Here is a 9,021-nt window from a genome sequence, read left to right on the forward strand (position 1 = left end):
GTCAGTCCCCCTCAAGCTTTTGTCTCTGTTACAAGTTCCGCCAGTTCAGTTGGATAAAGTCCGGTGAAGCAAGCGGCGCACTGCCCGCGCAAGTTCCCTTCGAACGGCCGGTCGATTGCTTCGACCGTCCCATCCAATGTGAGGAACGCCAGTGAATCGGCCCCAATCTCTTCTTTAATCTCTTCGATGGATTTGGTGGCCGCAATCAACTCTTCCTTTGATGATGTATCGATGCCGTAATAGCACGGATGCTTGATCGGTGGTGACGTGATGCGCACATGCACTTCGGTCGCCCCGGCTTCACGGAGCAGTTTGACGATGCGTCGGCTCGTCGTCCCGCGAACGATTGAGTCGTCGACCATGATGACCCGCTTCCCGTTCACGACACCTCGCAGCGCCGACAGTTTCATCTTGACGCCGCGCTCCCGTAACTCTTGCGACGGTTGAATGAACGTCCGGCCGACGTATCGGTTTTTGATGAGTCCCATCTCGTACGGAATCCCGCTCGCCTCAGCGTAACCGATGGCCGCTGAGATACTCGAATCAGGGACGCCGGTGACGACGTCCGCTTCGACCGGTGCCTCGTCGAACATCTTTTTCCCCATCGCCTTACGGGCCGTGTGCACGTTGACGCCATCGATGATCGAATCCGGCCGCGAGAAGTAGATGTATTCCATTGAACACATCGCGCGGACCGAGGCCTCGCTGTACCGCTCCGATACAATCCCGTCTTGCGTGATCATAAGGAGCTCCCCTGGTTCGACATCACGTACGTACGTCGCCCCCACGACGTCGAACGCACATGTCTCTGAGGCGAATACGTAGGCTCCGTCCTCGGTCTGGCCGAGCGAGAGCGGACGTAATCCGTGAACATCGACTCCGACGTAGAGCGCGTCTTCCGTTAAGAAGAGGAAGGCGAACGCTCCGACGAGACGAGCCAAGCTATCCGCGATTCGCTCTTTCATCGAGTTGCCGCGGCTCCGCTTAATCAAGTGGGCGACGACTTCCGTGTCAGATGTCGTCTGAAAAATCGCACCTTCCGCTTCGAGCATATGTTTCAACTCGTTGGCGTTGACGAGATTCCCGTTGTGCGCCATCGCCAAATCGCCCGTGAGCGACTTGAAGTGGAGCGGTTGGACGTTCTCGAGCGTGTTGCCGCCTGCCGTCGAATAACGGACATGACCGATAGCGTGATGCCCGGTCAATGCATCGAGCGACGGTTCGTCGAACACTTCAGCGACGAGGCCGAGCCCGCGTTTGGCGTGCAAGCGCTCGCCGTCAGCCGTGACGATGCCTGTCCCTTCTTGTCCCCGGTGTTGCAGACTGTGGAGGCCGTAGTAGGCGAGATGTGACGCTTCGTGGTGATTAAATACCCCGAATACCCCGCACTCCTCGTTCATGCCTCGGATGTCATATAACATGGAATAGCTCCTTCCCATACCCGTTCAAGTTCCGTGACGTCCATTTCGATTAGGCGGTCGCTCGCACGCACCGTCAATTGTGGCGTGTCTGTCACCTGTCCGATGCGTGTCGCCTTCGTCAACTTCGCGAACGCATCGGCCTGATGTGGCGCGACTGTGATGAGGAACCGTGACTGTGATTCGCTGAAAAGTGTCGTCACGAGATCTGTGTCGACTGTGACGTCTGCGCCGAAGCCCGTGCCGAACACGAGTTCAGGGAGTGCTGCGGCGAGTCCACCTTCCGATACGTCGTGGGCCGCCGTGACAAGTCCTTCCCGGATTGCTGCGAGGAGCGCTTGTTGCTGACGGCTCTCCGTCTCCAGGTCAAGCGTCGGCGCCTGTCCGCTCACTTGACCGTCTTGCAACATTTGAAGCGCACTGCCACCGAACTCAGGTTTTGTCTCCCCGAGCAAGAAGATGATGTCGCCTGCTGCTTTCGCGAACGACGTCGTGATATGTTCCGGTTTGTCAATCAAGCCGACCATGCCGACGACCGGCGTCGGATAAATCGCCGTCCCGTTCGACTCATTGTAAAGCGAAACGTTCCCACCGATGACTGGTGTGTCGAGGGCACGGCACGCTTCTGCCATCCCTTCGACAGCTTGATCGAGCTGCCAAAACCCTTCTGGCTTGTCCGGGCTACCGAAGTTCAAGCAGTCCGTGAGGGCGAGCGGTGTGGCGCCGCTGACAACGATGTTGCGCGCTGCCTCTGCGACCGCAATCGCACCACCGACACGTGGGTCGAGGTACACGTATTTGGCGTTGCAGTCCGTCGTCATCGCGAGTGCTTTGTCTGTGTCGCGAATCCGGATGACGGCCGCATCACTTCCTGGCGCGACGACAGTTGACGTTTGGACCATATGGTCGTATTGCTCATACACCCAACGTTTCGAGGCAATCGTCGGCATGGCGAGCACGTCTTTCCATGTCGTGAGTACGTCCGTGACGACCGGTTGGACCGGTGCCATCGCTTGGAACGTCTCATAATATGCCGGTACTTTCGACGGCTTATGGTAGACCGGTGCGTCTTCTGCGAGCGCGTCGACCGGTACTTCGGCTGCGACTTCCCCGTGATGGAGAAGACGGAGTACTTTTTCTTCGATGACGACACCGACTTTGATCGCATGAAGTCCCCACTTCGTGACGATTGCTTCGATTTCATCTTCATGCCCTGCCTTGACGACGAGAAGCATCCGCTCTTGTGACTCGGACAACATCATCTCATATGGCGTCATGTCAGCCTCGCGTTGTGGGACGAGGTCGAGGTTCATCTCGATGCCCATGCCTGCCTTCGATGCCATCTCGGCTGAAGACGACGTGAGACCAGCCGCTCCCATGTCTTGGATCCCGACGAGGGCTGGGTGCTTAATGACTTCCAAACACGCCTCAATCAACAGTTTCTCCATGAATGGGTCCCCGACTTGGACGGCCGGGCGTTTCTCGTCCGCATCCTCACCGAGTTCTTCCGAGGCGAACGTCGCCCCGTGAATGCCGTCGCGTCCTGTCGTTGCGCCGACGTACATGACCGAGTTGCCGACACCTTCGGCAATCCCTTTTTGAATGTCTTCATGGCGAATGAGTCCGACGCACATCGCGTTGACGAGCGGGTTGCCGGCATAGGCCGGGTCGAACGCGACTTCCCCACCGACCGTCGGGATGCCGACACAGTTGCCGTAACCGGCGATGCCGGAGACGACGTGGCCGAAAAGATGTTTCACACGTGATTCGTTCAAATCTCCGAAGCGGAGCGAGTTGAGGAGTGCGACCGGTCGCGCACCCATCGAGAAGATGTCGCGGATAATCCCGCCGACACCTGTCGCCGCACCTTGGTACGGCTCAATCGCCGATGGATGGTTATGGCTCTCGATTTTGAATGCGACGGCCTGGCCATCGCCAATGTCGACGATGCCGGCACCTTCCCCAGGTCCTTGAAGGACGTGTTTCCCAGTAGTCGGGAATTTCCGGAGGACAGGCTTCGAGTTTTTGTACGAACAGTGTTCAGACCACATGACCGAGAATAACCCGATCTCTGTATAATTCGGCTCACGACCGAGTAGTGAGACGACGAGCGCGTATTCCTCATCGGTCAAGCCCATCGTGGCGTAAAGTCGCTCTTCACGGATGTGTGTTGCTGTCGGTTCAGTTGTAAGTAGCATGTCGAGTCCCCCATTTCACCATCGAAGTGAATAATCGTTTGCCATCTTCCCCGCCTAAGAGTGCTTCGACCGCTCGTTCCGGGTGTGGCATCATTCCGAGTACGTTGCCTTGTACGTTCGTGATTCCTGCGATATTCGCGACCGATCCATTCGGATTGTCGGTATACGTGAAGGCGATTTGCCCGTTCGCACGGAGCGTCTCGAGTGTCGCCTCGTCACAGTAGTAGTTGCCTTCCCCGTGCGCGATTGGGACTTGAATCGTCTCCCCGAGCTCATAATCGTTCGTGAACATCGTCTCGTTCGTTTCGACTTTCAATTCGACTGTCTTGCACATGAACTTCAAATCACGGTTGCGCATCAATACGCCCGGTAGGAGTCCCGCTTCGACGAGCACTTGGAATCCGTTACAGACGCCGAGCACTGGACGCCCTTCTTCGGCGAATCGTTTCACTTCGTTCATAATCGGTGAGAACTGGGCGATGGCACCACAGCGCAAGTAGTCCCCGTATGAGAAACCGCCTGGTAGGAGCACACCATCGTACCCATCAAGCGACGTTTCCGTATGGAACACATAGTCCGCTTCTTCGCCGAGGACATCTTTTACGGCATGATACATGTCGAGGTCACAGTTCGATCCGGGGAAGACGATGACAGCGAATTTCATGCGAGTACCCCCATCTCGATTCGATAGTTCTCGATAACCGTGTTGACGAGCAACTTCTCACACATGTCACGCACCATCGCTTCGGTCGTCTCATCTGCCACTTGAAGCTCGATGACTTTCCCGATGCGTACCGACTCTACCCCTGTAAAACCGAGATGTTCGAGCCCACCTTTTACGGCGACGCCTTGTGGATCCAGTACACTTTCACGTAATGTCACGTACACGTTTACTTTTTTCATCGGTCCATTCCCCCTATGCGTGTTAACAGTTGGCTGTATGTGTCTGTCAGAGATCCAAGGTCTCTGCGGAAAACGTCTTTATCGAGCTTTTGTTTCGTCTCTTTGTCCCAAAGCCGGCACGTGTCTGGTGAGATTTCATCGGCAAGGATGATCGTGCCATCGACTTTACCGAACTCAAGTTTGAAATCGATTAAATCGATGCCATGTTCATTGAAGAAATCGAGCAACACATCGTTGACCCACAGACCAAGTTGTCGCAATGTTTCGACTTCTTTGTGTGTGGCAACTTGCAGTAAACGGATATGATCCTCCGTTAAGAGTGGATCTCCGAGTGCGTCATCTTTATAGTAAAACTCGACAATCGGTGACAGGAGCGGTGTCCCTTCTTCCCAACCGAGTCGTTTGGCAAGGCTTCCGGCGGCGACGTTGCGAACGACGACCTCGAGCGGAATGATATCGACACGGCGCACGAGCTGCTCGCGATCCGATAGTCGCTTAATGAAATGCGTCGGAATCTTGTTATCGTGCATGAGTTCGAACAAGCGCGTCGTGATGGCATTGTTCAACACGCCTTTGCCGGCGATTGATTCTTTCTTCTCCCCGTTAAATGCTGTCGCGTCGTCTTTATAATAAACGCGGAGCACACCCTGTTCTTCAGTCTCAAATAACGCTTTCGCTTTACCTTCGTAGATTGCTTCCATCTGTATCGTCCCCCTTAAAAGTGAGAGGGGCATGAAGCCCCTCAACGATCACAAACCACAGCGTTCAAAAATAACATCGACACGGCGCACGTGATGGCTCGGGTCGAATAGGTCGTCGAGCTCGTCACTCGTGAAGAGTGCGCCCATCTCGGCGTCTTGTTCAATCAAGGTGCGGAACATCGTCTCTTCTTCCCACGCCTGCATCGCCTTCGGTTGAACGGCATCATAAGCGGCTTCGCGCGACCATCCTTTTTCAATCAACGCGAGCAAGATGCGTTGGGAGAAGATAATGCCAAACGTCCGGTCCATGTTCCGGCGCATATTGTCCGGGAAGACCGTCAAGTTCTTCACGATATTGCCAAAGCGGTTCAACATGTAGTTGAGGAGACTCGTCGCATCCGGAAGAATGATCCGTTCTGCTGATGAGTGTGAGATGTCACGTTCATGCCAGAGTGGGACGTTCTCATACGCCGTCACCATATGACCGCGAATGACACGGGCCAGGCCGGTCATGTTCTCTGAACCGATCGGGTTACGTTTATGCGGCATTGCTGACGATCCTTTTTGTCCTTTGGCGAAGAATTCTTCGACCTCACGTGTCTCTGTCTTTTGGAGGCCGCGAATCTCTGTCGCCATCTTCTCAATCGATGTGGCAATCAATGCGAGCGTGGACATGTATTCGGCGTGTCGGTCACGTTGTAACGTCTGCGTCGAAATCGGTGCTGCTTGAATCCCTAATTTGTCACACACATACGATTCGATGAACGGATCGATGTTTGCGAACGTGCCGACCGCACCACTCATCTTGCCGAATTCAATCGTCTCACGGGCTGCCATGAACCGTTTCTTGTTGCGCTTCATCTCTTCGTACCAAAGGGCGAGCTTCAATCCGAACGTCGTCGGTTCTGCGTGGACACCGTGTGTACGGCCCATCATGATGTCATACTTATGTGCTCTAGCTTTTTCAGCGAGGATGTCGATGAAACGGTCGATGTCAGCTTCTAAAATATCGTTCGCTTGCTTAATCAAGTACGATAAGGCCGTATCGACGACGTCTGTCGAAGTCAGTCCGTAATGCACCCACTTCTTCTCTTCACCGAGTGTCTCTGAGACGGCACGGGTGAATGCGATGACGTCATGACGTGTCTCTTGCTCGATTTCAAGGATGCGTTCGACATCAAACGATGCCTTGTCCCATAAGACGGCGACATCTTCCTTCGGGATGATACCAAGTTCGCTCCACGCCTCGCAGGCGTACAGCTCTACTTGGAGCCATGCCTCAAATTTATTCTGGTCTGTCCAAATCGCCGCCATCTCAGGACGGGTATAACGTGAAATCATAAAACGGTCTCCTTCCAAATTGCCAATTGTTCGATGGTCTGAAGCGCTTCTTCGACGGAAGCGGCAATCACGTTCAAATGCCCCATTTTCCGCCCCTGCTTCGCTTCTTCTTTCCCATACAAATGTAGTTTAACATTCGACGGTAACGTTTGCGGGTTCAGCTCGTCCATATGTTCGCCTAACAGGTTGACCATGACGATTGGTGTGTAAAGCGTCGTTCGCCCAAGCTTCATCCCGGTGATTGCCCGAATGTGTTGCTCGAACTGTGATGTCTCACAGGCATCAATCGTGTAATGCCCTGAGTTGTGAGGGCGTGGCGCAAGTTCATTCACGTACAATGAACCGTCTTCCATAATGAACAACTCAACCGCAAGCGTACCAATCAGTCCGATGTGGTCAGCGAGTTGGAGGGCCAAATGACGCGCCTCCTCTAAAATATCAGGCTCCACTCGTGCCGGTACAATCGAAAGATATAAAATATTGTTTCGATGAATGTTCTCGCTGATGGGGAACGTCGTCGTCTCGTGCGTCCCTCTCGTCACGATAACAGAGATTTCTTTTTTAAAAGGAAGCCAAGCTTCGGCCACATATTCCGTCTCTTCGAACTGATCTGTGAACGAGCGTACGTCTTGTTCTGAACGTATTACCGTTTGACCTTTACCGTCATAACCAAAACGGCACGTCTTAATCACAAACGGAAAACCTAACACGTCTCTTGCTCGAATGACATCACGGACGGAACGGACTGGAACGTACGGTGCGACTTGAAGACCTGCCCCTTCAATCATTTGTTTTTCAAAGATTCGATGCTGTGTCGCCTTCAAGACATCCATCCCTTGAGGACATTTGTCAGCAATGGCCTCAATCATCGCTGTATCAATGTTCTCAAATTCATAGGTGATGACGTCTGAACGATGTGCAAGTTCACGTGCTGCCGTTACGTCGTCAAATGCGGCGACGATGCTTGGTGCAACCTGAGCGGCGGGCGCGTTTGCGTTTGGATCGAGGCTTAGCGTTTCGTACCCCATAGCACTCGCACTGAGAGACATCATGCGACCTAACTGACCTCCACCTAAAATGCCGATTCTCATTAGATTAGTTCCTCCGTCGCTTGAAGTGCCATATCGCGCTTCGCTTGGCGATATGTATCTAGGCGTTCAACCAGTGCGGGGAATTGCAGGCTGAGGATTTGAACGGCGAGTAGGGCCGCGTTCGTCGCCCCGGCACGTCCGATAGCGACCGTTGCCACTGGTACTCCTGCAGGCATTTGAACAATCGAGAGCAAGGAATCAAGTCCATTTAACGCTTTAGATTGAACAGGCACTCCGATGACAGGAAGCGTTGTTTTCGCTGCGACCATTCCCGGTAAATGGGCTGCTCCTCCTGCGCCTGCAATGATGACTTGTATGCCTCTCGCACGGGCCTCTTCAGCATATTCAAACATTAAGTCCGGCGTCCGATGTGCCGAGACAACTTGTTTTTCATATGGAATACTCAATTCTTCTAGGATGTCACAAGCATGGCGCATCGTTTCCCAATCAGACGAGCTACCCATGATCACACCTACTGTTGCCTTCATTCAAATGTCCCCCTTAAATAAAGAAATCCCTAAACCGAATAACCAGTTTAGGGTATAGGCCACGACAAAAAAATGTCGACTATACCCCATAGTCTGATCAGAATCGGCGATCAGGTAGAAACTTGCGAGCCATTTCCTCGCGATTATATGGAGCACTATTTAATTTGTTATTAACTCACACGCCTATCGTACCTTGTTCTTTCAAAACATGTCAACAAACTGCGAACAATTTAATTGTCTGAATATTTATCGTTCGTCTTTAGTGGTGTTAAAATACAAAAAAACCGCCACGCATTCGTGACGGTTTGGCATTATGATTCGAGAGCAACGCACTCAAACAAAATCGATTGATGGGAATGTACAGGTTCGTCTTTGGTTCCCGTTTGTTCAAAGACAGGCTTTTCAATCCTACGTACCGGGCGATACCCCATTTGAGCAATTCGATTTAAACAGTCATCGATTGTCTCGTTTGGCTCGACGTATACTTTGATTTTTTTGGCCATCTGTTCTTCCTCTCTTTCATTTGAATCACGATATAAATAAAAAAAGCGGCGGCCCTTGAGCGAATGCTCCAGAACCACCGTTTGCCTGGCGACGTCCTATCCTCACAGGGGGAGACCCCCAACTACTTTCGGCGCTGAAGTGCTTAACTTCCGTGTTCGGCATGGGAACGGGTGTGACCACTTCGCCATCGCCACCAGACATAGAGAGATCGTTCTCTCAAAACTGAAGACTCATCAATTCACACAAACCATTAGACTAGATCAAAGCCTCGACCGATTAGTATCATTCAGCTCCACACGTCGCCGTGCTTCCACCCATGACCTATCTACCTCATCGTCTCTGAGGGGTCTTTCTTGATTGCTCAAAGGGAAATCTCA

General features: G+C 52.9%; 9 protein-coding genes, 2 rRNA genes and 1 riboswitch. All 11 genes read right to left on the minus strand.

The features are described 5' to 3' along the window. Positions 1–11 precede the first annotated feature (11 nt). Positions 12–1,421, minus strand: a complete 1,410-nt coding sequence (gene purF, locus KNP85_RS10730) for an amidophosphoribosyltransferase (protein ID WP_058765678.1) — start codon at positions 1,419–1,421, stop codon at positions 12–14. Beyond that, positions 1,397–3,616 carry a phosphoribosylformylglycinamidine synthase subunit PurL gene (gene purL / locus KNP85_RS10735; protein WP_214802969.1) on the minus strand — a complete coding sequence of 740 codons (2,220 nt, stop codon included), beginning with the start codon at positions 3,614–3,616 and terminating at the stop codon, positions 1,397–1,399. The genes purF and purL overlap by 25 nt, the downstream gene beginning before the upstream one ends. Further along, the gene (gene purQ / locus KNP85_RS10740; RefSeq protein ID WP_029596116.1) at positions 3,600–4,280 is read right to left on the minus strand and encodes a phosphoribosylformylglycinamidine synthase subunit PurQ; all 681 of its coding nucleotides are present in this window, start codon (positions 4,278–4,280) and stop codon (positions 3,600–3,602) included. Before purQ ends, purL begins: the two co-directional genes overlap by 17 nt. Continuing rightward, positions 4,277–4,519 (minus strand): phosphoribosylformylglycinamidine synthase subunit PurS, encoded by a 243-nt coding sequence (purS, locus tag KNP85_RS10745; protein ID WP_021065194.1) that lies wholly within the window; start codon positions 4,517–4,519, stop codon positions 4,277–4,279. The genes purQ and purS overlap by 4 nt, the downstream gene beginning before the upstream one ends. After that, positions 4,516–5,220 (minus strand): phosphoribosylaminoimidazolesuccinocarboxamide synthase, encoded by a 705-nt coding sequence (purC, locus tag KNP85_RS10750; protein WP_021065193.1) that lies wholly within the window; start codon positions 5,218–5,220, stop codon positions 4,516–4,518. The genes purS and purC overlap by 4 nt, the downstream gene beginning before the upstream one ends. 48 nt (positions 5,221–5,268) lie before the next feature. Beyond that, the gene (gene purB / locus KNP85_RS10755; protein ID WP_021065192.1) at positions 5,269–6,561 is read right to left on the minus strand and encodes an adenylosuccinate lyase; all 1,293 of its coding nucleotides are present in this window, start codon (positions 6,559–6,561) and stop codon (positions 5,269–5,271) included. After that, a complete protein-coding gene (gene purK / locus KNP85_RS10760) occupies positions 6,558–7,652 on the minus strand; it encodes a 5-(carboxyamino)imidazole ribonucleotide synthase (protein WP_214802971.1) in 1,095 nt (364 codons plus the stop codon). The genes purB and purK overlap by 4 nt, the downstream gene beginning before the upstream one ends. Beyond that, complete coding sequence (gene purE / locus KNP85_RS10765; protein WP_021065190.1) at positions 7,652–8,140, minus strand: 5-(carboxyamino)imidazole ribonucleotide mutase; 489 nt, start codon at positions 8,138–8,140, stop codon at positions 7,652–7,654. Before purE ends, purK begins: the two co-directional genes overlap by 1 nt. 69 nt (positions 8,141–8,209) lie before the next feature. Then, positions 8,210–8,311, minus strand: a riboswitch (purine riboswitch). 140 nt (positions 8,312–8,451) lie between these two features. Then, complete coding sequence (locus tag KNP85_RS10770; RefSeq protein WP_021065189.1) at positions 8,452–8,643, minus strand: NETI motif-containing protein; 192 nt, start codon at positions 8,641–8,643, stop codon at positions 8,452–8,454. Positions 8,644–8,726: 83 nt separating this feature from the next. Next, positions 8,727–8,842 (minus strand): 5S ribosomal RNA (gene rrf / locus KNP85_RS10775). Positions 8,843–8,900: 58 nt separating this feature from the next. Beyond that, a 23S ribosomal RNA gene (locus KNP85_RS10780) occupies positions 8,901–9,021 on the minus strand; the annotation flags it as partial.

The organism is Exiguobacterium sp. s194 (genome assembly GCF_018618275.1).
GTDB classification, from domain to species: Bacteria; Bacillota; Bacilli; order Exiguobacteriales; family Exiguobacteriaceae; genus Exiguobacterium; species Exiguobacterium chiriqhucha.

What these genes read in the sequence shown, in the direction of transcription:
- purK (WP_214802971.1), bottom strand. Translation starts at nt 7,652, where the DNA reads ATGAGAATCGGCATTTTAGGTGGAGGTCAGTTAGGTCGCATGATGTCT.
- purS (WP_021065194.1), bottom strand. Translation starts at nt 4,519, where the DNA reads ATGAAAAAAGTAAACGTGTACGTGACATTACGTGAAAGTGTACTGGAT.
- purB (WP_021065192.1), bottom strand. Translation starts at nt 6,561, where the DNA reads ATGATTTCACGTTATACCCGTCCTGAGATGGCGGCGATTTGGACAGAC.
- purE (WP_021065190.1), bottom strand. Translation starts at nt 8,140, where the DNA reads ATGAAGGCAACAGTAGGTGTGATCATGGGTAGCTCGTCTGATTGGGAA.
- purL (WP_214802969.1), bottom strand. Translation starts at nt 3,616, where the DNA reads ATGCTACTTACAACTGAACCGACAGCAACACACATCCGTGAAGAGCGA.
- purF (WP_058765678.1), bottom strand. Translation starts at nt 1,421, where the DNA reads ATGTTATATGACATCCGAGGCATGAACGAGGAGTGCGGGGTATTCGGG.
- KNP85_RS10770 (WP_021065189.1), bottom strand. Translation starts at nt 8,643, where the DNA reads ATGGCCAAAAAAATCAAAGTATACGTCGAGCCAAACGAGACAATCGAT.
- purQ (WP_029596116.1), bottom strand. Translation starts at nt 4,280, where the DNA reads ATGAAATTCGCTGTCATCGTCTTCCCCGGATCGAACTGTGACCTCGAC.
- purC (WP_021065193.1), bottom strand. Translation starts at nt 5,220, where the DNA reads ATGGAAGCAATCTACGAAGGTAAAGCGAAAGCGTTATTTGAGACTGAA.